Genomic DNA, 24,764 nt, shown 5'->3' with positions numbered 1-24,764 from the left:
TATCATTGTCTATGTCCTTTGATAAAAGCTCTTGCTACAATTGAAAATGGTTATCATTATCATTTGGATTATCAGGAGAGTGAGGATAATTATAAATATATACAAGAAGAGTTTGGTACTACTGTCTGTTATTTGTCTTGTTGTACTGACAGCTTGCGGTAGCAGCAAAGAGGTTAGTCAGAGTTCAGAGAATAAATCAGTCGACACTAAGGCTGTTGCTGCTGAAGAAACGCGGGTAGTACAAACAGTTAATGGTGAGGTGACCATCCCTGCAAATCCGCAACGGATCGTGACTCAAGCTGGATTATTAGCTACACTTCTGGCCTTGGATGTGAAGCCGATTGGGGCAGGGGCAAGGGATATTGATAATCCTCACATTCAAGATTTAGTTGAAGGAGTAGAGAATATTGGTGAAGGAACAGATTATGAGAAGATTCTTGAGCTTCAACCAGACTTAATCATTACGCAAAATCATGATGCGGGCAATTATGAGAAGTTATCAAAAATTGCACCAACCGTTGTATATCCATACTTAACGTTTAAGAATGTCAAAGAGGAAGTACAAGAAGTCGGAAAGCTCATTGGAAAAGAAGAGCAAGCGAAGGAATGGGAAACTCAGTTTGACACCAGGATGGCAGCGGCTAGAGAAAGAGCTCAGGCAGTCGTCGGGGATCAGACCGTATCACTGATCGGTGCGTTTGAGAAAGATATTTATGTATATGGAGATAGTTTGTACCGGGGTGGAGAAGCATTATTTCAATATTTGCAACTAACACCGACGGATGCAATTGCTAAAGAGGTCATTAACAATCCGGATGAATACCTTGTAATCTCCTATGAAGTGCTTGAGGAATATGCAGGGGATTATATTTTTGTAGATGAGTCAAAAGGGGGAAGTTTAAATACCAAGAGCCCCATTTGGAACAACCTTAAGGCAGTCAAAAATAAGCAGGTGTTATTCCCAAAACCAGAACGCTTTTGGCCGTATGATCCCATTTCTGTGGCCAATCAAGCGGAGGAATTTGCCGATATGCTGGAAGGGCTTAAAAAGAAGTAGTTTACTCGTATCTAGTTTAAGGGGATTTCTATGCTCTTTTTTTAATTGAAAATGATAATCAATTTCAATTAAAAATAGATAAATTAAAGTAAAGGTGAATGGATGATGGGAATGACTGCAGTGAAGGTAGATGGAACGGGGATTGAAGCAGTGGAACCTAAGCTCCGTTCACGTCCGATAGCCGCAACGATCATTATGATAGGTGGAATTGTCGTACTCCTATTTAGTATTGCTCTTTCTATCTCTTTTGGAGCAGCTGATATTAAATTGTCTGTCGTATGGGATTCTGTTTTTCATTTTAATCCGGATCTCAATGATCATCAGATTATCAGGGAATTGCGGATGCCAAGAGTACTAGGGGCAGCGATGATAGGTGCAAGCTTTGCGGTTGCAGGTGCCATTATGCAGGGCATGACAAGAAATCCGCTCGCTGATTCGGGGCTGCTCGGTTTGAATTCAGGTGCCGTATTGGTGATGGCGCTGTGCTTCGCCTTTTTTCCAGGGCTCCCGTATACGTATTTAATTCTATTTTCATTTATCGGAGCCGCAGTCGGAGCGGGACTTGTGTTTGGCGTTGGTTCCATGGCTAAGGGTGGTTTGACACCGCTGCGTCTCATACTTGCTGGTGCAGCAGTCAGTGCGTTGTTCAGTGCCTTAAGTGAAGGGATTGCTTTATATTTTCGGATCGGGCAGGATCTTGCCTTTTGGTATGCGGGCGGAGTAGCCGGGACGAAATGGGAGCAGTTGAAGATTATGATTCCGTGGGTTGGAGCCGCGATTCTTGGTGCCATCATGCTTTCCCGATCGATTACGCTGCTTAGTCTTGGTGAGGAGATTGCCTCCGGGTTAGGACAAAAAACAAAACTGGTTAAGCTTATGGCAACGATTCTGGTGCTGATATTAGCTGGATCGGCCGTTTCTGTTGTTGGTGCAGTCGGATTTGTCGGGCTTATCGTTCCACATGTAACCCGATATTTAGTTGGGGTCGATTACCGCTACATTATTCCATGCTCTGCAGTCCTTGGAGGTCTACTACTTCTGTGGGCCGATTTAATCGCCAGGATGATTAATCCGCCTTATGAAACACCGGTCGGTGCATTAATTGCTTTAATTGGGGTACCGTTCTTCCTCTACCTTGCTCGTAAAGAAAGGAGAGGATTATAAGTGGAATTATCTGATTTATCACCTGCCGAATCCAGGAAAAGAAAACGGAGCATAACGACATTGACTGTCTTTATGGTTTTAATTGCTGTTGCCTTTATTATCAGTGTGAATACAGGTCATATCCGATTAACACCTATAGAATTAATCAAAACGTTATTTGGTGGGGGTACGGATAAGCAAGAGCTGATTTTGTTTGAGTTCAGGCTTCCGCGTATTATCATTTCTGTTCTTGTCGGAGCTTCACTTGCGGTTTCTGGCTGCGTCATGCAGGGGCTTTCCCGAAATGCACTGGCAGACCCCGGAATTCTCGGAATTAATGCGGGAGCAGGGCTCGCTGTCATGCTTTACGTTGCTTTTTTCCCAACAGAAACGGTTGGTTCTGTGATGCTCCTGCCGATATTGGCCTGGTTGGGAGCTGGCTTTGTCGCTGCGTTAATTTATGTCCTATCGCTCAAAAAAGGAGAGGGCTTGTCACCTACCAGACTCTTATTAACGGGTATTGCTGTGGCTGCAGGTATTAGTGCCGCTACGATTGTGCTGACTATACGTTTCACTCCAGAGCAATATCAATTTGTTGCAACATGGATGGCGGGAAGCATTTGGGGTTCAAACTGGAAATTCGTTGGTTCCCTGCTTCCGTTTGTTATTATTCTATTGCCATTTGTATGTTATAAAGCTCGCGTGTTGAATGTATTAAGCCTGGGCGATCAGATGACGATCGGACTAGGAGCTTCTGTGGAAAAAGAACGCTTGATTCTTCTCGCAGCAGCGGTTGGATTAGCAGGCTCTTCTGTATCTGTCAGCGGTGGCATCGGGTTTGTCGGATTGATTGCCCCCCATCTTGTTCGCCGTCTGATCGGTCCGCAGCATCAATTCCTGCTTCCAGGATCTGCTCTGGCAGGGGCGCTGCTCGTTCTGGTTGCGGATACCATTGGGCGCTGGATTATACAACCATCAGAAATTCCAGCAGGTATTGTTGTTGCTGTGATAGGAGCGCCGTATTTCTTATATCTACTTGCCCGTTCAAAAGCGTGACGATCCATAAGAAGGGAGATCTTACTCCATATGCTAAGGCGATTTTTTTCTTATTATCAGCCATATAAATGGTTGTTTATTGCAGATTTTACTTGCGCTATTTTAGCTGCTTTATTGGAGCTTGTTTTTCCTCTAGCAATAAATAGAGTGATTGATGACTTATTGCCAAGCGGCAACTGGAATTTCATTATATGGGCGTGTGTCGGCTTACTTGGGATATATGTGCTTAGTTCTGTCCTGCATTATGTTGTTACCTATTGGGGACATATGCTGGGGATTAATATTGAGACAGATATGCGGAAAAAATTGTTCAACCATGTCCAGAAGCTGTCTTTTCGATTTTTTGATAATAACAAAACAGGCCATCTCGTTTCACGGATGACCAATGATTTAATGGATATTGGGGAAATTGCCCACCATGGCCCGGAAGATTTGTTTATTGCGGTGATGACCCTGGCTGGAACCTTTGGCTTAATGCTGTCGATTAATTGGAAGCTTGCCGTTCTGACATTCATTATTATTCCGTTCTTGATTTGTCTTTCCATTTATTTCAGCAGGAAAATGTCGCGGGCATTCAGCCAAATGTTTGCCGACATCGCTGATTTTAATGCCAGAGTTGAAAATAATGTGAGCGGAATTCGTGTTGTAAAAGCATTTGCTAACGAAGATCATGAAATTGATCAATTTGCTGTAAACAACGGGCGTTTCCGCACAACGAAGCTTATTACTTATAAGGTGATGGCCTGGAACTCATCAATCAGCCATTTGCTGATGAAGGTTATATCGCTTTTTGTACTAGGATGTGGTACGTGGTTTGTCATCGAGGGACAAATGACGTTTGGTGAATTTATGGCTTTTGTACTCTTATCCAATATCTTTCTTAATCCGATTCAACAGATTAATTCGGTCATTGAAACTTATCCGAAAGGAATCGCTGGTTTCCGCCGTTATTTGGATCTGCTTAACACCGCACCGGATGAAGAAGATGTGCCAGATGCAATCAAGGTTCAACATCTAGAGGGTGATATTGAGTATAACGATGTCACGTTCGGTTATGAAGGCAAAGGAAAAGTGCTTAACCATATTAATTTTACGGTCAAAAAAGGAGAAACAGTAGCACTTGTCGGTCCATCGGGAGCTGGAAAGACAACGATCTGCAGTTTGCTGCCAAGGTTTTACGATATTGACTCAGGCAGCATTAGGATTGACGGCATTGATATTAAAAATATGGCTATTCAATCTTTGCGCCAGCAAATAGGGATCGTACAGCAGGATGTATTTCTATTTGATGGATCGATTCGAGAAAACATTGCCTATGGAAAGCTTGATGCGACAGAAGAGGAAATATGGGATGCTGCGAGACGGGCACAGATGGAAGATTTGATCCTCGGACTTCCAGACGGGTTGAATACATTAATTGGTGAACGTGGCGTCAAGTTATCCGGAGGACAGAAGCAGCGGCTTTCGATTGCTCGGATGTTCCTGAAAAACCCGCCAATTCTTATTCTGGATGAAGCGACATCTGCGCTGGATACGGAAACGGAGGCAGCGATTCAGAAAGCGTTAAATGAACTGTCTCAGGGACGGACTACGCTCGTGATTGCGCATCGCCTCGCTACGATAAAAAATGCAGATCGCATTCTAGTCATAACAGAAGAAGGTATTCAAGAGCAGGGATCACATAAGGAACTGCTTGAAGCAGGAGGCACATACAGCAGACTACACCATGCCCAATTCCACATGTAGAAGAAGATTAGATGATAGGAGGAAATAGATAATGGCTGATCGTTTATCAACCCAAGACTTAACCATCGGATATGGGGATCAAACAATCGTCGATAAGCTGAATTTGTCTATACCGAATGGGAAAATCACTGCCTTGGTAGGAGCGAATGGTTCTGGCAAGTCAACTATTTTGAAGACGATGGCACGCATCATGAAACCTATGGATGGGGGAGTGATGCTTGACGGGCAGATGATTCATACAAAATCAACTAAAGAAGTGGCCAAGGAATTAGCTATTCTGCCGCAAAATCCGACCGCACCAGATGGTTTAACCGTATACGAGCTAGTCGGCTATGGTCGCTATCCGCATCAAAAGGGACTAGGCACCATGACCAAGGAAGATCGGAAAATCATTCACTGGGCGATAAAAGTAACTGGAATGATGGAATTTTATGATCGGGCGGTTGACCAGTTATCAGGAGGACAGCGTCAGCGGGCATGGATAGCCATGGCACTCGCCCAGCAGACAAGCATTTTGTTTCTTGATGAACCGACGACTTTTTTGGATATGGCCCATCAGCTTGAAGTACTGAAATTGCTGCAAAAGCTGAATAGAGAAGAACAGAGGACGATTATAATGGTCGTTCACGATTTGAATCATGCGGCTAGATTTGCCCATCATATGGTGGCGATCAAATCAGGAGCTGTAGTGAGTTCTGGAGCACCAGTAAAGGTGGTTACCCCTGAAGTGCTGCGCGAGGTATTTGCGATCGAAGCAGATATTATCACAGACCCACGCACAGGCGGCCCGCTTTGCTTGCCATACGAATTAGCAGATGGATCGGAAAAGAAACAAACAAACATAAAAGCATTAGCAGCAGCTTATTAAACTGGTCGGCCCAATAGAAAACTAAATAAAGGATTGAGCATACATGTTTAAACGGAATATAAAAAGATCAGGATCTTGGCTGCTCATGTTGTGCATGTTGCTCTTTCTTGCCGCTTGCTCAAGCGAAGGCGCCAACAGTACAAGTACAAATGAAGTGAAAGAAGAACAAACATCAGAGCAGCCAGCTGAACAGAAAACAGCTGAGCAGAAAACTGATGATCAGCAAACAGAAAAAGAAGCGAATAAGACACGAATCATTTCCACGGTAACAGGTGATGTTGAGGTTCCTACCCATCCTGAGCGTGTTATTGTCGACTGGGATCTGGGCCATGTGCTAGCACTAGGAGTAGAACCAGTTGGTGCTTCAAAGACGATTTTGGAGTATGGACGGTTTCTTGAGCCGTACGTAACAGATCAGACCCAAGATATCGGGGGTGATGGACAAGTGTCTGTAGAAAAAATGCTTGCATTAAATCCTGATTTAATTATTACTTGGGATCCTAAAATGGTTGAACAATATAGTAAAGTAGCCCCGACCGTCGTGTATGATACTGCAAAATATGACAATATTCATGAGGAAATTACGGCAATGGGTGAAATACTGAATCGACAAAAAGAAGCTGAAGAATGGCTTAGTTCTTTTGATAAACGAGTCGAAGCCGCTAAGGAAAAAATAAAAGGAGTGATTCCAGAAGACGCTACCTTCTCCATTATTGATGTGGCTACTACGAAATCTACCATTGTTGTCGGTGAGTCGGGAGAGCGTGGTGGAGATGCCCTGTATCAGATTTTGGGTGTTACTCCGCAACCTCGAGTAAAGAGCGACATCATTGATAAGGGAGAAATCAGACTTGATGTATCGTGGGAAAAGGTAGGCGACTACGCTGGTGATTATGTCTTTATGGTTAGAAATGGTGAGGGGAGCGAACTCGAATTGCCAAGCGTTTGGAATTCGCTCGATGCTGTGAAGAATAAGCGTGTATATGAACTAGATATGAAAAAATATTTTACGAGTGATCCATTATCAGCACTGTTACAAGCAGAAGAAATGGCAGCACTGTTAACAGGGGGACAGAAATGACGGAGGAATTAGAGTTATTTGATGTAACGATTGTTGGTGGGGGACCTGCCGGGTTGTATACCGCTTTTTATAGTGGAATGCGTGATTTAAAAACCAAAATTATTGAGTATGGACCCGAGCTTGGGGGAAGAATGCTCATTTATCCAGAGAAGATGATATGGGATGTAGGTGGAGTTACGCCAATTCTATGTGAACAATTAATCGCTCGATTAGAAGAGCAAGCAAGAACTTTTGATCCAACTATCGTATTGAACCAGAAGGTCGAAGGGCTAGAGAAATTGCAGGATGGAACCTTTATGTTAACGACGGCAACAGGTGAGAAGCATCATACAAAAACGGTTATCTTAGCAATCGGGTATGGTGTTCTAACCATGCAGAAGCTGGAAATCGAAGGAGCAGACCGTTATGAGGTCACAAATTCACACTACACGGTACAAGAGCTTGACGTATTTCGTGACAAGCATGTGCTGATTTCTGGCGGAGGAAACTCAGCGGTTGATTGGGCAAATGAATTAGAACCCATCGCTGCAAGTGTAACCGTCGTGCATCGACGCAACGACTTTGGCGGACTTGAAAAGAATGTCATTAAGATGAAAGAATCTTCTGTGGATGTACGTACACCTTATGAAGTTGTACAGCTGCATGGTAATGAAGATATGATCGATCAAGTAACCATTTCTCATTCGGAAACAGGCGAAGTGGAGAGAATCTCTGTGGATGCCGTTATTGTCAATCATGGGTTGAAGTGTGATTACGGCGCATTAACCGAATGGGGATTGGAGATGGAAGATGATGTAGCGGTTGTGAATGCCAAAAGGGAAACGAATATCCCTGGTATTTATGGCGCAGGAGACTTCATTGATCATGAGAGCAAGGTGAGATATATTGCTGGGGCCTTCACAGATGGAGTTCTCGCATTAAATAGTGCTAAGTTACATATCGACCCAGATGCACCGAAAGCGGCATATGTTTCTTCACATAATATCCGGTTTAAAGAACGAAACAAACAGCTTGGGTTGCATGATGAAGATTACAGAGAAGTAAAGGCATAGTAGAAAATGTGGATACACGATTAAACCCCTCAAGTCACTTAAGGACTTGAGGGGTTTTTACTGTTACCTAGCTTCGTTGAAGATCTTTAAGGTACCATATATCGCATGAAAAATGCCCGGTGTCACCAAGGGGCTTGCTAAGCTTTACGAAGTTGTATTTCTGGTAAAAGCGGTTTGCAGCTTCCATATTGCTTAAGGTTTCGAGGTAACACTGTTCATAACATGTTTGTGCAAACTCTAGTGCCGTATTCATGAGCTTGTGTGCGATTCCGGTTCCCCTTGCCTCTTGCAGGCAGTACATCTTCTGCAGCTCACAGACATCTTCAAGCTTGTCCATTGGGCCGATGCCGCAGCCGCCTACAATCCTACCATGATGTTCGGCAACCCAGTACCTGGATTTGTTTCCTCTATAGACTTCTGATAAAGAGCCCAGCAGTGGATCTTCCCACGCCAAGCCCGCTCGATCTCCGCCATATTCTTTTAAACAAGTTCTAATGACGTCCTCGATAGCTTTATTGTCCTGCTCTTGAATTTCTCTTATGATCATATCTTTCACCGCCTGAATGTATGTAAAGGAATGTTTATCTATCATATCATGGAATACAAAGCCGTAAAAACGTTGCAGAACTAAAAGAACCAGCGGCGGGTGCTTTGCTCTGACTGATGGCGATCATAATAATGGATTGCAAAATTTAGCGCTATTAAATTTAAGCGGAGTTTGTGGAAAATGCAAAAAAAATCATCCTTGAAAACAAGGATGAGAGATTGAACGATTATTTTTAATGGGTGAGGACATCTATGATTTCTCGATCCAGTGCTTCTCCCTTTAGGATCTTAGCCTTTAACTCATCTGTCACGACGGGCCGCTGAAAGCGTACGAAGTCAAATTCCACATCCAGATCAGCATGGTCTTCTTTACTATTATATACGGTTTCGTTAAATGTTTTAGCATCAGTACTAAATGATTTGACAGTGTTGCCATGAGCGTTAATCCCTACCTGAAGAGTCTTTGGTAGTTCTGGGAGGTTCACGCGTCGATGAAGGGTCCAGTTGTCATCATGGTCAAATTTATAGAACTGGAAGAACCACGGTCCAACTTTTGCGATCTTGAGCTGAATCCAATCGGTTGCTACAGGAGTTATTGTATAAGTAAACTGGCTTTTTAGGTTAATTTTGCTATCTAACACCAATTCATTAGCTGTATCTGGGGTACCGTAATTGAGATAAATCCAATTTTCCTGTTCTGGTTTCCAATTAGAAGCTGTTGTGTTTTTGGGCTGTCTTACAAGGAGACCAGCGAGTTCAAAAATTCCCGTAGGGCGTTCTGATTGTTTGCCGGACACTTTCAAGCGTGTTGTAACGATAAAGTCACCATTAATTTCTTTGAATGCATACACGCCTCGGAAGTCTCCGTACCATGTACCGGTCTTTGGAATTAAATGAAGTGCACCAGGTTTGCTCTTATTAATATCCAGTACTTCAACTTGGCTTGGCCATCCTTCGACTTCATGATGCAGCTTCCAATTCGATAGAGAATCTTTATTGGTGAACTCATCACTTAGTTGGATTAAATCGTCTTTCGGTTTGGACTCCGCAGAACCCAGTGCCACGGATGCTGAAGTGAAGGTAATACAAGTAGTGAGTAAGAGAACCATCATTTTACGCATTAAAATAACACTCCTTATTTGTATTAGTCGATTGGAAAAATCAGAAGGGATTGGCCGATTCCCTCGTCGTTTTCCTTGTACATGAGTGCTCTATAATTGGTATAATAAAGCTGCAGCTTATTGAAAATTATAGTTGTAATGGTTATGTATGGCAATAAGTTACAATATGGTTATAGAGTTACTTTGAGGTAAGGAGGAAGCGTAATGGTATCGGATAAATGCCCGATTGAAGTGTCGATTGAAGTGCTTGGGGGGAAATGGAAACCGTTTATTTTGTATTATCTGCTCAATGGCACTAAGCGATTTTCGGAGCTGCAGCGATATATTCCCAGTGTCTCTCCGAAAGTACTAACTCAGCAACTTCGTGATCTTGAGGAGGATGGAATTATTGTTAGACATGTGTATCCGATTGTTCCACCCAAAGTTGAATATTCTTTAACTACCTATGGTGAATCCATTCGTCCTGTAATTGATATCCTTTTCAATTGGGGAACAAGTCATTTGGAACTAAGCAGGATAGAATCAACCTGTAATCACAAACTAGCTAAAGTCAAGTGAATATCAATAAAGAAAGAGAGGCCGTGTGCCTCTCCTTTTTAATTGAATCAAGAAAAGGTAATGCTTATTTACAGCAAATCCCCTTGATGATCTGTTTCCGTGTAGACGGAAATTAATACAATCGCTTGTTCATCACCGATATTTTTCACCAAGTGGGGTGTGCAGGCGTTCCAGGAGAATGAATCTCCCTCCCCAAACTCAGCGTGATCTTCCCCTTGCTCGGCGTAGATCTTCCCTTTAATGACCACATGTACTTCTTCACCCTCATGAGCATGCGGAACTTCACCAGTTGAAGCTCCGGGAGGAAATTCAACGAGCATCATCCTAACATTTTTAGTAGAGCTCAGATGCTCTACCTTTAGATTCTCGATTCCGCTTGTCGTGATTCTTCGTTCCTCTTTTCGAACAATGCCCATACGTTCTTCTTTTTTCAGCAATAAGTAGGCCAGAGGTACCTTCAATGCTTGTGCAATATTTTCTAACGTCGCGATAGATGGTGAGGTTTTATTCGTTTCGACCTGGCTTAAGAAGCCTTGGGATAAGCCTGTTTCTTCGCAAATTTGAGCGATAGTAATGTTTTTGCGTTTTCGGATTGCTCGTATGTTGGAGCCGATGTCCATTGTCTTCACTCGCCCTCAAAATATTTGTAATACAGAATATATATTTATATTAACAAATTTATTGTTGACACACCATAGTCCTATGATATAAATTACTCATATGAAATATATTTTATTATTACTAATATTTTAGATTGGAGAGATAAAGAATGATGAAAATGACAGGGGTATCTACTATTATGCGCGTGGTGCTGGGAATTATATTTCTTGTCCACGGAGTAAGTAAGTTTCAAATGGGGTTAGGCAATGTGGACGCGTGGTTTAGCTCGATGGGCATTCCTGGATTTATGGCGTATGTTGCCGCAATTATTGAACTGGTCGGGGGTATTATGCTTATTGTCGGATTGTTTACCCGCTCTGTCTCAGCTCTGCTTATCCTCATCATGATTGGCGCGATCGTTACGGTTAAGCTGTCTGCAGGACTGCTTGGAAACGATCAGTCGCCTGGGTACGAGCTTGAAATTGCTTTGATGCTGATCTCCTTGCATTTGTTAGTAGCGAATCCTACACCTCTTTCGGTTGATCATTTTATTCGTAACAAGCGCAGTGCCGCAATCCAAAAATAAGGAGATAAAGTGATGACACCAGCTTACCAATATGACATTCAACTGCCACGTCATATGGATCCGGACAAAACATACCCAACCATCTTTACACTGCATGGGAAGGGATCTAATGAGGAAGATATGTCTGGCTTAGTTGCTCCATTGGCCGCCGATTTTATTTTGATCCATATTCGAGGGAATCATGCGTTTGGTCCAGGGTACCAATTTTATGAGTTAAAAGGTTTAGGAAATCCGGTTCGGGAGATGTTTGATCAAGCGGTTCAGCAGCTGGAAAAATTCATCCATTATGCGTCGGATAAATACCCAGTCGATGTGAGCAGGCGTTATGTGCTCGGCTTTAGCCAAGGCGCGATCTTATCGATGACACTTGCGCTTACGATGGGGGATCAGCTGAAAGGAATTGTCGCGTTAAACGGATATGTACCTGACTTTGTAAAGAAAGAGTATCTACTGCAATCGGTTAGAGACGTATCGGTATTTCTCTCTCATGGGGAGTTAGATCCGATATTTCCTATTTCTATTGGGCATGAGACAGCGGCTTATTTTCAACCACGGACACCGCATCTGACTTTCAATACCTATCCAGCCGCTCATGGCGTCTCGGAGGAGAATCAACGTGACTTTGTAAGATGGATTGAACGGGATGCCGGAGTTTAAAGAGTTTATAACGATAAGGAGTGAACGGTTTTATGATGCCATCTTATTTTATCGCGCATGGTGCGCCTTCTCTTGTTCTTGAGGAACATGCCTACACTGATTTATTGAAAAATTTTGCGGACCAAATAACGAAACCAAAAGCGATTGTACTATTTTCCGCTCATTGGGAAGAGTCCGTCCAAACCGTGAGCACGGTAGACGAGTACAGCACCATATATGATTTTGGCGGATTTCAGGATGAGCTTTACCGGATAACGTATCCGGCCAAAGGCGATCGATCCCTAAGCGACCAGATTCAAGCATTGTTCACCAAACATGGGATTGAGAGCACGTTGGATGAGAAAAGAGGGCTCGATCACGGCGCTTGGGCCGTTCTCAAGCTGATCTATCCCAATGCGGATATTCCGGTAGTAGCCCTCTCCGTTAACCGTTATCTAACCAATGAACAGCAGTATGAAATCGGTAAGGCTTTGTCATCACTTAGAGAACAGGATGTTTTGATTATTGGCAGTGGAGGGACCGTACACAATCTAATGGGATTGAATTGGCGGTCGGATGGCATAGACGCTTGGGCAGAAGCGTTCGATAGCTGGCTGCAGAGCAAGCTGGAAACGTGGGATACTGCTTCCCTGTTTAACTATAGTGAGCTAGCACCTTATGCCAGAGAAGCCGTGCCGTCCAATGAACACTTTATCCCGTTTTTAATTGCAATGGGAGCTGGTGATAAGGACCGGAAAGCCCAACTACTTCACCGCAGCTATCAGTACGGCAATTTGAGCTTGAGCTGCTGGCAGTTTGATTAAAATAAAGGCGGAAGAACGCAGATTCAGGCTTGAAGGGCACCCCCGAGGGTGTCCTTTTTGTATTGCTTTTGTGGAGATTCTTTATAAATTAAGGGAAATGTTGTATATTGGATGTTTAAAGTAACCTTAGGTTCCTTAGATATATTTAATTATGAGGAGGAACAATAATGTTCAAGAAAACATCGTTTTATATAGGGACTTTAATACTTGGAGTCGCTCTATTCTTATTAACCTTTATGTTTATGGGAAGTGACCTCAAAGCAATATCGGATATACTCATTGGCGCTGGTGCTTCACTATTTGTAATAAGTACAGTCAACTTGTTTACAAAATATTTTGAGCAGCGTAATCCTGCGGTGACGAAGCAAAGCCGAACGGAATACAAAGATAAGCGGAGCTCATCCATGCGCTACAAGGCAAAAGCTAAAGCGGGGGATATGATCCGGTGGCTTGTATTGGGGATTGCTTGCTTATTGATTGTGATCGACGCGAGTTTATGGGTGATCATGGTAACTTTAGGTGTGTTTCTTTTGTACAATGTATTGACCGAGTACTTTACGAATAGATACCAAAAAGAAATGTAAATTGGTTGGAAAAAGCCACTCCTAAGAGTGGCTTTTTTGCATTCTTTTTCAAAGCGGATTTGTATTGTCCTCGTACCAAGGGTTCAAATGAACCAATACTTCTTCGACTTCAGGGTGGTGTTCAATAATCGAGTGTTTGATTTGTCTTGAAATATCATGTCCTTCTTGGACACTTAACTGAGCAGGAATGCTTACTCTCACATCAACAATAATGTAATGTCCATGATCTCTAGCACGGATTCGGTCAATCCGTTTAACATCTGGTACCTCACGAACCAGGTTGATCAATGCATTCATTTTTTCAGAGTCAACATTTTTCTCCATCAAAACACCCACGGATGACTTCCCCATATGAATAGCCAATCTCAACACAAAATAAGCAACGATAATACCCGCAATCGGATCTCCGTAAGACAACAGTGTCATTTGATAATAATCACCGATTAAAGCCAAGCCAATTCCGATGACTGCTGCGATCGATGCATATACATCGGCAAGATGGTCATAGGCCGTAGCGATCAAACCATTACTGTTGTTCTTCTTACCAACTGACATGGTATAAACGTACAGGATTTGTTTCAACACCAATGAAAACCCCGCGGCGATTAGCGCGATGACGCTTGCTTTTTGAGGGGGTTCAAATAGAACCGTCACGGAATGGTAACCCATATAAATCCCAGCCATCACTAAAATAATAGCAACAATACCTGCACTTATAACCTCTGCTTTACCATGTCCATAAGGATGATCCTCATCGGGAGGCAGTTTTGAAACACGCATAGAACTTAGTGCAGCTCCTGTAGCCACGATATCACCTGCATTATGTACACCATCTGCAATTAATACAGGACTGTTGAATATGAGTCCGACAGCCAACTTGACGGTTGTTAGTATAATGTTGCTGATTAAGCTGATCCAAATAGCAAAAGCGGACTGTTTGTTTTCACTGACCATGTCTTTATAACCCCTTATGAACCATACTTTTAATCATTCACATCTTGACCATAAGCAAGACAAGTTCCTTCGATTCCAATGATATGAATAGTAGGGCTTAATATTAGCGTATAAACATCGTGTGAGTCTAGAGAAACAGCTTTTCCCTTCTCCTAAAGATTAAGTTAGGGTATAAAAAGTTGAGTGAATGAAACAAAATCCTTTTTCAAAGCAGAGGCCGATCAACATGATTGGGTGAACCGTATCATAAGCAGTGGTACAACAAAATGTTATAATTTTTATTGAAACTAAAGCACAGACTAGGGTAACAGAGCCTCATAACGAAGAGGGTGGTTATTTTTGAAAATAGATAGGTTGCTTGGAATCTTGATCTACCTTTTAAATCGTGAAACGGTTAGTGGACGGTCACTGGCGGAAAAATTTGAGGTATCCTCTCGTACAATTCAACGGGATATCGAAACACTGAGCATGGCTGGTATTCCAGTGACTTCAACACAGGGTGCACATGGCGGGTATAGCATTATTAACAGCTATAAAATGAACAGGCAGGTCTTTAGTACAGATGATTATGTTCTCATCATAACAGCCTTAAAAGGATTATGTTCAGCATATGAAAGTAGACAGATCGAAGCTACATTTGAAAAGCTGCTGTCACTTTCACCGAAGGATGAGCTTGTTCAACAAAGTATTCATCTTGATTTTAGTGTGCTGCGTGAGGGGTTTGATGTAAGAGATTATTTGACCAATATAGAAACAGCAATTCGTAAAAGAGTTGTAATTGAATTTCAATACACAAACGCTGAACATTTAAAATCACGAAGACTTGTTGAACCCGTAGCGGTCACGTATAAGTGGTATTCATGGTACTTGTTAGGGTTTTGCTGTGAGAAGCAGGAATACCGTATGTTCCGTCTTTCAAGAATTCGAGATTTGAAATTAACATGTCAGGACTTTTCCAATGTACATGATAATGCAGAAGAACTTTTAGCCGAAAAGCAAGATACCCGGCCGTATATGAATATTAAACTGGCATGCCAGTCTGACATCAGGATTTCGATCGAAGAAAGTTTTCCTAATTCACGTATAACAGAAACCGGTAATAACGAGTTAATGGTTGAATTCAGTGTTCCGGAAAATGAGAGAGGATGGTTTGGAACCTTGCTCGGATATGGCAATAAGGTAACCGTTTTGGAACCTGAGAAATTAAAACACACATTGATTACATATGCTAAGGACATTTTACAAAAATATTGTTGAATGACGACATAATGTTGTCTGATATCCTCCTTTATACTGAGCTTAATCTATGAAAATGGAATATGAAGGAGATGACGTAATTGGGTGAAATCAAAAGATATGATGTGAATGAAGAAAATGCATACTCTGGTTATGTTGAAGCGGGTGATTTCATTTTTCTCAGCTTTTGCGTTGGTAATGTTGGTCAATCGATTGAGCAGCAGGTTGAAGGAGCCCTTGATCATATGAGTGACAGACTACAGAGGGCGAACCTGACATTGGACTCTATAGTTAAGGTGGATATTTTGCTTCGGGATGTCTGGGATATACCTGTAATGGAAGAGGTTTTCAAACGTAGATTTAAAGGTAACTTTCCGGCTAGAAAAACCATTTCTACCGAGTTTGCACATTGTGGCGGCCCAAATGGACTTAAGGTTCAAATTGATGGCGTGGCATACAAGCCCAAGCCAAACTGATAATAGTGACACATAACAGCGTAACGTAAAGGAAAACCCCTTCAATAGGTGATCAGGTATGTGCCGCCAATGGACGTCTGGAAGGGTGCAGAGACATCTAAAGAGGCCCGATTAGCTCGATACACGGCTAATACGGGCCTTCACTATTCAAGATCGCTCTCTACGAATTCTTTCAGAGCAGACAGCTTATCATCCCAATACTCATCAAAAAAGGCGAGCCATTGCTTTATTTCAGCCAGAGGTTCTGGCTGAAGCCTATACCGTGTTTCCCGTCCTACCTTCTGACTACTGACAAGGCCTGCTTCATTCAGCACTTTCAGATGTTTATTGACAGCGGTACGGGTGATTGGAAAACAAGCGGTCAATGCGGTAATCGGCATTTCTTCATCAGCAAGCAATTTCAACAACCTACGGCGGGTAGGGTCTGCTATTGCTTGGAATACATCATGTTTTGACGCGGATGCTTCCAATAATCTTAAGCCTCTACGTATTTAACAAGGCTTTCGTTGACAATGCTTTCCCATCCGCCGTTCATAACTTCACGAATGACTGAGTGTGGTTGTCCAAACGCTGTGACTTTTTCTGAATCCCAACCTGAATGAATCAGAGTGAACTCTGTCTTTTCGTCTTCTAACGCCTTTAATTCAAAAGCAAGATGCCAATCTTTATCCCAGTCAAACCCGACACGATTCGGAGGGTTAATTTCGGTCACTTTACAAGGTGAATCTCCGAATTGGCCCGCATGAAGTATGAATTCATATCCTACAATAGGTTCAAACGTATTCCCCATCCACCATGAGGCAATACCTTCTGACGTTGCAACAGCCTTCCATACTTTTTCGATAGGTGCGTTGAGTGTAATGGTTTTTCGTATTTCCGGTATTTCTCGATTGTCCATTGTGTGCCTCCTTGGTTGATGTAACACCAAAAGGTGTTATAAATGATTATAACACCTTTTGGTTCATGTAGGAACCCATTTATACATTTAAAGTTGAGAGAGTACTAGTCACAATCACTAGATCCAAGTATCATTGGCTGCTGTTAATTCGGACTCAGTACCGTTCAGTGTTTACTGCGCTTCTAGGCTCCACCAACATGATATGGCATTCCTTTTCGGCGGAAGGCTTCATCTCGATTCCCTTCGGGAGAACAATCATCTCACCCTTGGAGATTTTAACCTGACCATCACGAAAATCAATGATCATCTCCCCTTCGATCACCATAAATACCTTATCGGTCTCTTCATGACTATGCCATTCAAACTCCCCGGCAATCTTAATGAGTTTAAATTGATAGTCATTCATTTCACCAATGACTTTCAGAGACCAAAGATCGTTAAGTTCAGATAGCTTCTCATTTAGATTAATCGCTTGATAATGGATATTAATCCCTCCTTATTTTTTTGACCTTCATTATACCGTCACAGAGAACAGGCAAGAGCTAACCAGTATCTAATTGTCATTCGGATGTTGCACAAGAGTGATTTCGATGGAGTTTTTCTTGACTTTTTAGAGCTTACGTAAGGCAATTGTTATATTTTGCAAAGCGTATTCGATAGCTAATGGTCCACCAGTAATAGCGGAAGTATCCATTAAATGGACATTTCCTTTCTTTACGGCATTCATCGCATTCCATACTTTACTTTGTTTTAAGCCATTCATTAATTCCTCCTTTTTTGTAATGTCACCTATAAGGAAAATATGGTCTGCTTGAACAGTTGAAATTCCTTCAAACGTAGTAAACTCATTATTAGTACCTATATATGTATTATCCGGTGTAAGCCCCAGTCCATTTTCTTTATCAAACGCAAGTGTATAGACAGGATTTCCTTCACCTAGAACATTAAAAGTTTTTCCATCCCAAGACAATATAAGTGCTACTGACTCTCCTTGAATCGACTTTAATGCTTCACGCCCAGTTGTGATTTCTTTCATCATTTTATCAATTACTTTTTCCGCTTCGTCTTCTTTTCCAATAATCTCGGCTACTGTACGGAGTCCATATTGCCAATTTTCATAGATGTCCTTGGAATTTAACGTAATGACTGGCGCAACTTTTTCTAGTGAATCATACAATGCTTCATGATGTTCTGTTGCTAAAATATAATCAGGCGTAATAGATAGAATTTTTTCAATATTGGGAGACACTTTATCTCCTAATTCTTCAGCTGAATCCAGCTTTCCTTTTAAATAAGATAAAGAAGATAGATACTCTTTTTCAGTAGAAGCAGTAGGCACCTCACCTAATGCAACTAATATTTCAGGATAAAAATACCATAGCGAGGCCATTTTTTTTGGTTTTTTCTCGATAACAATTTCTTTACCTAAGGCATCCTTAAATGTTCTTGGCCAATCAGTAGCATCTACATTAACTGCTGATGTAGATGCGCCTTCTGTAGTTGATCCTTTATTTTCAGCAGGTGTTTCATTACAACCTGCTAGTATGCCTGCTAATAATAGCATTGAGATTAGCAGTCCTTTAATCTTTTGCACATGAAATTCCTCCAACATAATGGTTTCTTTGGTTAACCATTAGTATAGTAAAGTAATTTTTAGATTAGAATGGATGCATGTTGAAATTAGCATGGATTATTGATGAACTTCTCTCGATATTCAGTAGGAGAAATACCAAATTGTTTCTTGAACACTCTACTAAAATAAAAGGGGTCAGCAATTCCAACAGTTTGCGCAATTTGTTGTACAGGCGCTTCACTTGTAAATAGCATTTCTTGCGCCATGTTTATACGATATTTTAATAAATATTCTGCTGGTCCCATACCTGCATGTCTTTTAAATACGTAAGAAAGTCGATTTCGATTAACGTTATTTTGTTCTGCAAGCGATGCTATTGTAAGGCTTTGATAATAGTATTCATGAATATAATTAGATACCCGCTCGAATAAAGTATGTGATTCATAGCTATTTTGCCTATTAACAACACATAATAAGGCTTCATTCAGTACTTCGCGAAACAGCATTTCGGTCTGAAACATCGAAATGCCTCCACGCTGATTATACACCTGCCAAAGACGCATAATTAATTCGATAAGACGAGGAGATTGTCCTGTTGATAATTCAAAATGCTGATGAGAAAAGCTTGACTCTTCTAGTTCTGAGTTACATATCCGATATAAAACGAGAATATATTCCCAGTTAGTTTTGCCAAACATTTTTTGATCTAGTTTCATTTTTGCACCCCCATGCATAACTTTTCCTGGCGAAAAGATATAAGGCGTGCCATTAAATTTAAATTGTATCTTCCCTGTAAGTGGAAACACAAATCCAGGAAAAGAATCTGTATAGTCAGCGTAAGGCACACCTGGATTTCTAGCATATCGATATACTCCTTCTACTTGAAAAGGAGTGTGTGCAAAATGCTCTGCTAACTGATTAACGTCGATTTTCACATTGCATACCTCATTTCAATAGTAGTTTGTTCGGTAATTCAAAAACTCTTCATGACTCGGGTCCCTCTCAAAAATCTGCCGCTGGAATGTGGAAAGGTGGGCATGAGGACTCTCGTCTATTTTCACATTATTGATAATGATTATCGTTGTCAACCTATATGAACAATAAAATGCCGCACCCGGCTAATGTTCAAACAGCCGGGTAACGGCATCAGGTCAGGATGTTCTCAAATATAGGGGGGAGTGAGGATCAAATGAAGCAGGAAAATCTTCCTAGCCTGATAGTGATGATTGCAATTCGCTCTGTGCTGTTCACCGTAAGCGACAAAATCGGAAGAATCCAGATCCATCACAAACTGGTCATGGACAAGGTATGGCTTACAGTTGGGATATATTTATTTGTAAATGTAGGCAGGTCTATGGCAGAATAGTATGAAATACGAACAACAAAGAAATGGAGAACCTAAAACAATGTCTAATTTGCCAAATTGTCCAAAATGTAATTCAGAATACACTTATGAAGATGGAAATCTTTTTGTTTGCCCGGAATGTGCTCATGAATGGGGCCTGGAAGCCGAAAACAGTGAAGATACCAAAGTCGTCAAAGATGCTAATGGAAACGTTTTGAACGATGGTGATTCTGTAACAGTCATCAAAGACCTTAAAGTAAAAGGAAGTTCATCTGTCTTGAAGATCGGTACGAAGGTTAAAAATATACGTCTGGTTGATGGGGATCATGATATTGATTGTAAGATCGATGGGTTTGGGGCTATGAAACTAAAATCAGAGTTCGTAAAAAAGATATAAAGTCCTATTAACTCAAACATAGTCCAGAGTGTTATATATATGAAAATATCGGTCTTATGACCGATATTTTTTTATTTCCAGAATGTTATCTCTTTAGTAATAAAACGGTCCAGCGTGGTATAAAAGCTACTCTGCCACCATAATCTAACGACATAAGATTACAGATGAATTCTGCTCATATCATGTTGTCATATGACAACACTAATGACAACACTCACTATATCGCTTTTGAGCATTGAACTATATTAATAGCAACAATTTAATTTAAAAGGAGTGATATGAAAAATGCACCCAATCCAGAATAGATGGAAAATGGTTCTTAACAAGACATCTGTGATCGGTTTGTTTCCGGTAATGGCTACCTCTAAAGCAGGTTCAGCTACAGAGCTGAATATGATAGAAGTCAGTTCTTCAGATGACCACTTCCTTGCTCTTATGAGTGATGGAACGGTAATGGCTATGGGCTGCAACCAAGACAATCAACTAGGGAATACAACGATGGTTACAGAGCAGGCTGCCCACCTTGTGGTAACAAGTGAAGAAGGAAGATTCTTATCCAACATTAAGGCCATTGCCGCAGGGGACTTTCATAATCTTGCTTTGGATGATCGAGGTCAGGTTTGGGCTTGGGGAGATCACAGAGCAGGTCAGTTAGGCATTGGATGTATGAATGATACAGATCATATGAAGACAGCAACACGTGTTGCATTTCCTCAGGATGTAAATATTGTAGGCATCTCGGCAGGAGCTGCTTTTAGCCTGGCATTGGATGATCAGGGTCATGTCTGGGCTTGGGGAGATAATGAGGAAGGCCAACTGGGTATCGGATACCACAACAATGGGGAATCACAGCATAATCCGATACAAGTAACGACAGCAGACGGAGTGTTAAACGATATTCAATCGATATCAGCTGGTCAGTATCATAGCCTTGCTCTGGATAAAGACGGACGGATCTGGGGCTGGGGAGCGAATTGGAATGGCGCTTTGGGATTTGACGAGACCATTCATTTGGAGAGCATAGTAGAGGAGATTCTGCTGTCGTGGGGGAATGAAGTAAGTTTCAACTTGGGTGAAGTGGTACGCACGGATCATTTTTACACGTTGATGGATTATATGACTGAATACTATAAGGATGAAATGATCTGGAACTTTGCCAAGCCGATGACGAATGCGGGTGATGTATTCTCCGAAGTGTTTACAGGGAATATGCAAAGCCAAGCTATGAAAGCGGACGGTTCTGTATGGGCTTGGGGTTACGTGGAAGATCAAATGAATGATGTGGGAAAATACTTGAATTATGAAATAATTGAGTTCAGAGCGGATATATCAACAGGTGTGGAAGCCTTCGATCAATCTTTGTTAGGGCATACTTTGATTAGCAATGGATCAAAATGGAGCTTAACCCTATGTGAGAACAGCACCCCGTACTTACCCATCAAATTAGATGAAATTATCAAGTTCCACATGATTACAGGTGAAGGGTTTTTCATGATTTGCCGTGGCAGCTACGATTCAGAATGGTCACTCCAAAACAATCACATAAATTATGAAGCGATTTCGATATAACGGGTGATGATGTTGTAGCCCACTTTGGCTTGGACAGCCGTTAACATTACGGTGTGTATTGGCATCGATACTTTTACTCCGCTGGATACATACAACCATATTGAAAAAAGCCGACCAAGCCCTGTATATGTCTTGAGAAAATGGGATAAATCAGGTAACGCACATCATGGATTTGAATGAACGGTTGGGCGCTCCACATAAATCTTAAATAACTGAATGTATAGAACAACACTAATTAATGCAAAAACGAGTATGATGCTAAAAATCCCCATAGGTGGAACCCAAGTAGACAGAAAAACGGTCATAGGCGCTAAAAACCTTCCGATCGTAAACTGTAAACTGTTTGCTCCCATGTACTGCCCTCTAGCATGCTCTGGGGCATAACGACTAATAAAGCTCTCTGTCACCGGGGAACGTACAATTTCGCCAAATGTAAAAATAATCGTAACGAAAAATAAGAACCAAATATTCGTGTTTAGTCCTAGTGCGAATGTGCCTACCCCGGACAACAGCGACGAAAGGATGAATACGTTGCGCTCCCTCCAATTTCGAAACCATTTCGTAACAGGAAGGATAAATAGAACAAATAAGAGCCCATTTAACCCCAGCAACCACCCAAATATTTCTTTGCTTGTAAGCATAAATGAATCACCATTCCAAGTGAATAGGGCCTGAGACGGGACATAATTGATCACGTACACCGCCAAATAGAGATCCAATTGCATAATGGTCACGAGCGAAAAAATACCTGCCAAAATATACACGAGAAACACTTTATCTCGAAAAATGATGCCATATCCTTTCCATTGTTCCTTGAATACATGGGACATTGATTTCGAATGTTCCATTCTTTTGGCTGACTGTGGTAATGTTTCATGAACCATGATATAAATGGCGATGAAGTACATCAACAAGACGAAAGCACAGGTCCACAAGAGTTCATGCCGGTACTGGAAGAAGAAAATAGCCCCCAGCGCAGGCCCGAGAACAGCACCAATGTTATTGGCTGTTGTAAACGTTGCGAAGACCTGCCTGCGATCTTGTGCAGGAACCAGGTCAGCAACCATAGCCGAGCTAGCGGGTTTATAGATTGTCCCCCCTAGTCCAATGCCGATAAATGCAGCATAATCAATCCAATGAGAAGGAGACATCGCAAACAGTACAAACATCACTGTCTGAAGCGAAGCTCCAAGCAGCATGACAGGACGCCGTCCTAATCGGTCCGCTAAAGCTCCCCCAAGCAGGTTACCAATGATGCTGAATATCGGGGGAACCATCATCAAGATTCCGGCAATGTGGTTACCTAATGCAGCACCAAAATATACCGCTATAAAGGGAAAGTACATCCAAAACAGCATATTGAACAGCGCTTCACCGATTAACCGAACTTTTAAATTGTTATCCCATAAACGAATTTGCATAAGAACCCCTCTTTTAATCATTTCTCCGGCCGGGTATTCCAAACTATAGAATATTTTCCTGGGAAAATATAGACTTATAATGATCGTTGATTTATACTAATAATATGAAAGTCGAAAATACCCCGATTTAATTTAAGTGCTCCAAAAAACGAACATTTGTTCTAAATTAAAAAGACGCTCCCATCGAGAGCGTCTTTTTTGGTGCGGATTTTTACTCCACATGATTTCCTTGATAAACCGTTCGGTAAACGGCAGGTGTTAAAGCTTCGAATTTCTTAAAGGTTTTAATAAAATATCCGGCATCACAAAATCCCAATTCATCACCAATCTGATTAATGGATAGATCTGTTGTTTCCAGAAGCTGTTTAGCCCATTCAATTTTTAGACGTGAAATGAAGACGGAGAAATTTTCACCGGTTTCTTTTACAAAGATTCGGCTGAAATAGCTTGGACTAATGTGACACAGCTTGGCCATCTCACCTAATGTTATATTTTTATTTTTATGATGATAAATATAGTCAAATGCCGGCTGTAGCAGCTTATTGGAAGAACGGAATTCATTCGAGGTCGTCTTTTTTATTTTATTCTCAATTAATGTACTGGAAAGCTCGTGTTGAATCGCTTGTATGTTCCGGTACGTACGATCCGAAGGACTGATGGAATCTTGAGACGGGTTATCGATGTCCAGGGTTAAAGCCTTCTTGTACATATCGATGGTTGAGCTCTTGGTTATCGCTTCTTCCACAATATAGTTGCACAGATGAAATAACATATCGGCGATGGTTGTCACTTCTTCGTATGACAAGGTAGGCAGAGAAAGATAGTCCTGCTTCAACGTTTTGAACTTTTTATTCGTTTCCGAATTGGACGGACGAGTTACGATTTGTTCAAGTGGCTGAGGCTGATCGGTATCACGCAGCTTGATTTGCCCTGCCATGATCGCGCCAATGTATTGATTATCGACAATGATCGGAATGGCAATATCGATAATATTGAAATGGCACATATAAATATACGGTTTATTGAGCCGTACAGCTTCCAAACCACCTCTGGCATCACATTTCTGACAGTATGGAGACAGTGAGGGATCTTTTCTGACGGACTGGCAAAAGGATTGACAGTAGCTATGTTTCGTAACAGGAACCCCTTTATAGTCGACGGTAATAATGGCCATTTTGGTGACCAGCGCAAGGGAGTCCTGTAACGTATGCCACTTCTCCAAATCAATAAGTTTATCTAACTGAAACAATGAATTTTTCATTATGGCTCACTCCCTATATATTGCTGCGCTTGTGCAATAGTACTGAACAAATCTATTCAATTATACTATGACAACCTGTCTAGAGGACAAGATTATACGATTTGTCAGCTATATGACAAAAAAACACAATCTGAAAGCGCTTAAATACAGGGGTATAGTTCAATGATTAAAATTTG

Annotated in this window: 27 protein-coding genes and 1 pseudogene; 17 read left to right on the top strand and 11 right to left on the bottom strand. The window is 41.6% G+C overall.

Annotated features, from left to right (window positions below):
* Positions 1 to 79 precede the first annotated feature (79 nt).
* The 7 genes from MNQ98_RS28760 to MNQ98_RS28730 all read left to right on the top strand — a co-directional run bounded on the left by MNQ98_RS28760 (position 80) and on the right by MNQ98_RS28730 (position 8,003).
* Positions 80 to 1,057: an ABC transporter substrate-binding protein gene (locus MNQ98_RS28760; RefSeq protein WP_241931233.1), complete on the top strand. Its 978-nt coding sequence runs from the start codon at positions 80 to 82 to the stop codon at positions 1,055 to 1,057.
* Between the two features lie 105 nt (positions 1,058 to 1,162).
* Positions 1,163 to 2,221 carry a FecCD family ABC transporter permease gene (locus tag MNQ98_RS28755; protein ID WP_241934072.1) on the top strand — a complete coding sequence of 353 codons (1,059 nt, stop codon included), beginning with the start codon at positions 1,163 to 1,165 and terminating at the stop codon, positions 2,219 to 2,221.
* Positions 2,222 to 3,256: a FecCD family ABC transporter permease gene (locus tag MNQ98_RS28750; protein WP_241931232.1), complete on the top strand. Its 1,035-nt coding sequence runs from the start codon at positions 2,222 to 2,224 to the stop codon at positions 3,254 to 3,256. It abuts the gene before it with no gap.
* Positions 3,257 to 3,286: 30 nt separating this feature from the next.
* Positions 3,287 to 5,002: an ABC transporter ATP-binding protein gene (locus MNQ98_RS28745; protein ID WP_241931231.1), complete on the top strand. Its 1,716-nt coding sequence runs from the start codon at positions 3,287 to 3,289 to the stop codon at positions 5,000 to 5,002.
* A 31-nt stretch (positions 5,003 to 5,033) separates the two neighbouring features.
* Positions 5,034 to 5,870, top strand: coding sequence for an ABC transporter ATP-binding protein (locus tag MNQ98_RS28740; protein ID WP_241931230.1), 837 nt, complete (start codon positions 5,034 to 5,036; stop codon positions 5,868 to 5,870).
* 43 nt (positions 5,871 to 5,913) lie between these two features.
* Positions 5,914 to 6,951 carry an ABC transporter substrate-binding protein gene (locus tag MNQ98_RS28735; RefSeq protein ID WP_241931229.1) on the top strand — a complete coding sequence of 346 codons (1,038 nt, stop codon included), beginning with the start codon at positions 5,914 to 5,916 and terminating at the stop codon, positions 6,949 to 6,951.
* Positions 6,948 to 8,003, top strand: a complete 1,056-nt coding sequence (locus MNQ98_RS28730) for an NAD(P)/FAD-dependent oxidoreductase (RefSeq protein WP_241931228.1) — start codon at positions 6,948 to 6,950, stop codon at positions 8,001 to 8,003. The genes MNQ98_RS28735 and MNQ98_RS28730 overlap by 4 nt, the downstream gene beginning before the upstream one ends.
* A 67-nt stretch (positions 8,004 to 8,070) precedes the next feature.
* Here the strand turns inward: MNQ98_RS28730 and MNQ98_RS28725 are convergent, their stop codons facing one another.
* Both MNQ98_RS28725 and MNQ98_RS28720 read right to left on the bottom strand, forming a co-directional pair.
* A complete protein-coding gene (locus tag MNQ98_RS28725) occupies positions 8,071 to 8,550 on the bottom strand; it encodes a GNAT family N-acetyltransferase (RefSeq protein ID WP_241931227.1) in 480 nt (159 codons plus the stop codon).
* A 232-nt stretch (positions 8,551 to 8,782) separates the two neighbouring features.
* A complete protein-coding gene (locus MNQ98_RS28720) occupies positions 8,783 to 9,670 on the bottom strand; it encodes a hypothetical protein (protein WP_241931226.1) in 888 nt (295 codons plus the stop codon).
* Between the two features lie 204 nt (positions 9,671 to 9,874).
* Here MNQ98_RS28720 and MNQ98_RS28715 point away from each other — a divergent pair, with 204 nt between their 5' ends.
* Entirely contained in the window at positions 9,875 to 10,228 is a 354-nt protein-coding gene (locus tag MNQ98_RS28715; RefSeq protein ID WP_208917091.1) for a winged helix-turn-helix transcriptional regulator, read from the top strand.
* Between the two features lie 68 nt (positions 10,229 to 10,296).
* On the opposite strand, the gene MNQ98_RS28710 is transcribed toward MNQ98_RS28715, so the two are convergent.
* A complete protein-coding gene (locus MNQ98_RS28710) occupies positions 10,297 to 10,848 on the bottom strand; it encodes a helix-turn-helix domain-containing protein (RefSeq protein WP_241934071.1) in 552 nt (183 codons plus the stop codon).
* Between the two features lie 149 nt (positions 10,849 to 10,997).
* Between MNQ98_RS28710 and MNQ98_RS28705 the strand changes: the two genes are divergently transcribed.
* The 4 genes from MNQ98_RS28705 to MNQ98_RS28690 all read left to right on the top strand — a co-directional run bounded on the left by MNQ98_RS28705 (position 10,998) and on the right by MNQ98_RS28690 (position 13,458).
* On the top strand, positions 10,998 to 11,414 hold the full coding sequence (locus MNQ98_RS28705; RefSeq protein ID WP_241931225.1) for a DoxX family protein: 417 nt from the start codon (positions 10,998 to 11,000) through the stop codon (positions 11,412 to 11,414).
* 12 nt (positions 11,415 to 11,426) lie between these two features.
* A complete protein-coding gene (locus MNQ98_RS28700) occupies positions 11,427 to 12,071 on the top strand; it encodes an alpha/beta hydrolase (protein ID WP_241931224.1) in 645 nt (214 codons plus the stop codon).
* A gap of 32 nt (positions 12,072 to 12,103) precedes the next feature.
* Entirely contained in the window at positions 12,104 to 12,874 is a 771-nt protein-coding gene (locus tag MNQ98_RS28695; protein WP_241931223.1) for a DODA-type extradiol aromatic ring-opening family dioxygenase, read from the top strand.
* A gap of 167 nt (positions 12,875 to 13,041) precedes the next feature.
* Positions 13,042 to 13,458 (top strand): hypothetical protein, encoded by a 417-nt coding sequence (locus MNQ98_RS28690; RefSeq protein WP_241931222.1) that lies wholly within the window; start codon positions 13,042 to 13,044, stop codon positions 13,456 to 13,458.
* A gap of 48 nt (positions 13,459 to 13,506) precedes the next feature.
* On the opposite strand, the gene MNQ98_RS28685 is transcribed toward MNQ98_RS28690, so the two are convergent.
* Complete coding sequence (locus MNQ98_RS28685; protein ID WP_241931221.1) at positions 13,507 to 14,412, bottom strand: cation diffusion facilitator family transporter; 906 nt, start codon at positions 14,410 to 14,412, stop codon at positions 13,507 to 13,509.
* Between the two features lie 339 nt (positions 14,413 to 14,751).
* On the opposite strand from MNQ98_RS28685, the gene MNQ98_RS28680 reads away from it, so the two are divergent.
* Positions 14,752 to 15,669, top strand: coding sequence for a helix-turn-helix transcriptional regulator (locus MNQ98_RS28680; RefSeq protein ID WP_241931220.1), 918 nt, complete (start codon positions 14,752 to 14,754; stop codon positions 15,667 to 15,669).
* An 80-nt stretch (positions 15,670 to 15,749) separates the two neighbouring features.
* Positions 15,750 to 16,124 carry a RidA family protein gene (locus MNQ98_RS28675; protein WP_241931219.1) on the top strand — a complete coding sequence of 125 codons (375 nt, stop codon included), beginning with the start codon at positions 15,750 to 15,752 and terminating at the stop codon, positions 16,122 to 16,124.
* Between the two features lie 143 nt (positions 16,125 to 16,267).
* Here MNQ98_RS28675 and MNQ98_RS28670 read toward each other — a convergent pair whose 3' ends face one another.
* The 5 genes and pseudogenes from MNQ98_RS28670 to MNQ98_RS28650 form a co-directional block, all read right to left on the bottom strand.
* Positions 16,268 to 16,594 carry an ArsR/SmtB family transcription factor gene (locus tag MNQ98_RS28670; protein WP_241931218.1) on the bottom strand — a complete coding sequence of 109 codons (327 nt, stop codon included), beginning with the start codon at positions 16,592 to 16,594 and terminating at the stop codon, positions 16,268 to 16,270.
* Positions 16,595 to 16,599: 5 nt separating this feature from the next.
* The gene (locus MNQ98_RS28665; RefSeq protein ID WP_241931217.1) at positions 16,600 to 17,022 is read right to left on the bottom strand and encodes an SRPBCC family protein; all 423 of its coding nucleotides are present in this window, start codon (positions 17,020 to 17,022) and stop codon (positions 16,600 to 16,602) included.
* 117 nt (positions 17,023 to 17,139) lie between these two features.
* A pseudogene (locus tag MNQ98_RS28660) lies at positions 17,140 to 17,506 on the bottom strand (cupin domain-containing protein).
* A 126-nt stretch (positions 17,507 to 17,632) separates the two neighbouring features.
* Positions 17,633 to 18,616, bottom strand: a complete 984-nt coding sequence (locus MNQ98_RS28655; RefSeq protein WP_241931216.1) for an ABC transporter substrate-binding protein — start codon at positions 18,614 to 18,616, stop codon at positions 17,633 to 17,635.
* A gap of 86 nt (positions 18,617 to 18,702) precedes the next feature.
* Positions 18,703 to 19,530 (bottom strand): helix-turn-helix transcriptional regulator, encoded by an 828-nt coding sequence (locus MNQ98_RS28650; protein ID WP_241931215.1) that lies wholly within the window; start codon positions 19,528 to 19,530, stop codon positions 18,703 to 18,705.
* A 254-nt stretch (positions 19,531 to 19,784) separates the two neighbouring features.
* On the opposite strand from MNQ98_RS28650, the gene MNQ98_RS28645 reads away from it, so the two are divergent.
* The 3 genes from MNQ98_RS28645 (at position 19,785) to MNQ98_RS28635 (ending at position 21,906) form a co-directional block, all read left to right on the top strand.
* Positions 19,785 to 19,961: a hypothetical protein gene (locus MNQ98_RS28645; protein ID WP_241931214.1), complete on the top strand. Its 177-nt coding sequence runs from the start codon at positions 19,785 to 19,787 to the stop codon at positions 19,959 to 19,961.
* A gap of 40 nt (positions 19,962 to 20,001) precedes the next feature.
* Positions 20,002 to 20,337, top strand: coding sequence for a zinc ribbon domain-containing protein YjdM (locus MNQ98_RS28640; protein ID WP_208920015.1), 336 nt, complete (start codon positions 20,002 to 20,004; stop codon positions 20,335 to 20,337).
* Between the two features lie 285 nt (positions 20,338 to 20,622).
* A complete protein-coding gene (locus MNQ98_RS28635; protein WP_241931213.1) occupies positions 20,623 to 21,906 on the top strand; it encodes an RCC1 domain-containing protein in 1,284 nt (427 codons plus the stop codon).
* Between the two features lie 164 nt (positions 21,907 to 22,070).
* Here MNQ98_RS28635 and MNQ98_RS28630 read toward each other — a convergent pair whose 3' ends face one another.
* Both MNQ98_RS28630 and MNQ98_RS28625 read right to left on the bottom strand, forming a co-directional pair.
* Positions 22,071 to 23,327 carry an MFS transporter gene (locus tag MNQ98_RS28630; protein ID WP_241931212.1) on the bottom strand — a complete coding sequence of 419 codons (1,257 nt, stop codon included), beginning with the start codon at positions 23,325 to 23,327 and terminating at the stop codon, positions 22,071 to 22,073.
* A gap of 211 nt (positions 23,328 to 23,538) precedes the next feature.
* Entirely contained in the window at positions 23,539 to 24,588 is a 1,050-nt protein-coding gene (locus tag MNQ98_RS28625; RefSeq protein WP_241931211.1) for a PocR ligand-binding domain-containing protein, read from the bottom strand.
* Positions 24,589 to 24,764: the final 176 nt, after the last annotated feature.

Origin of the sequence: Paenibacillus sp. N3/727 (assembly GCF_022637315.1) — a bacterium.
GTDB classification, from domain to species: domain Bacteria; phylum Bacillota; class Bacilli; order Paenibacillales; family Paenibacillaceae; genus Paenibacillus_AQ; species Paenibacillus_AQ uliginis.
This window is presented reverse-complemented; position numbering and strand designations above follow the sequence as displayed.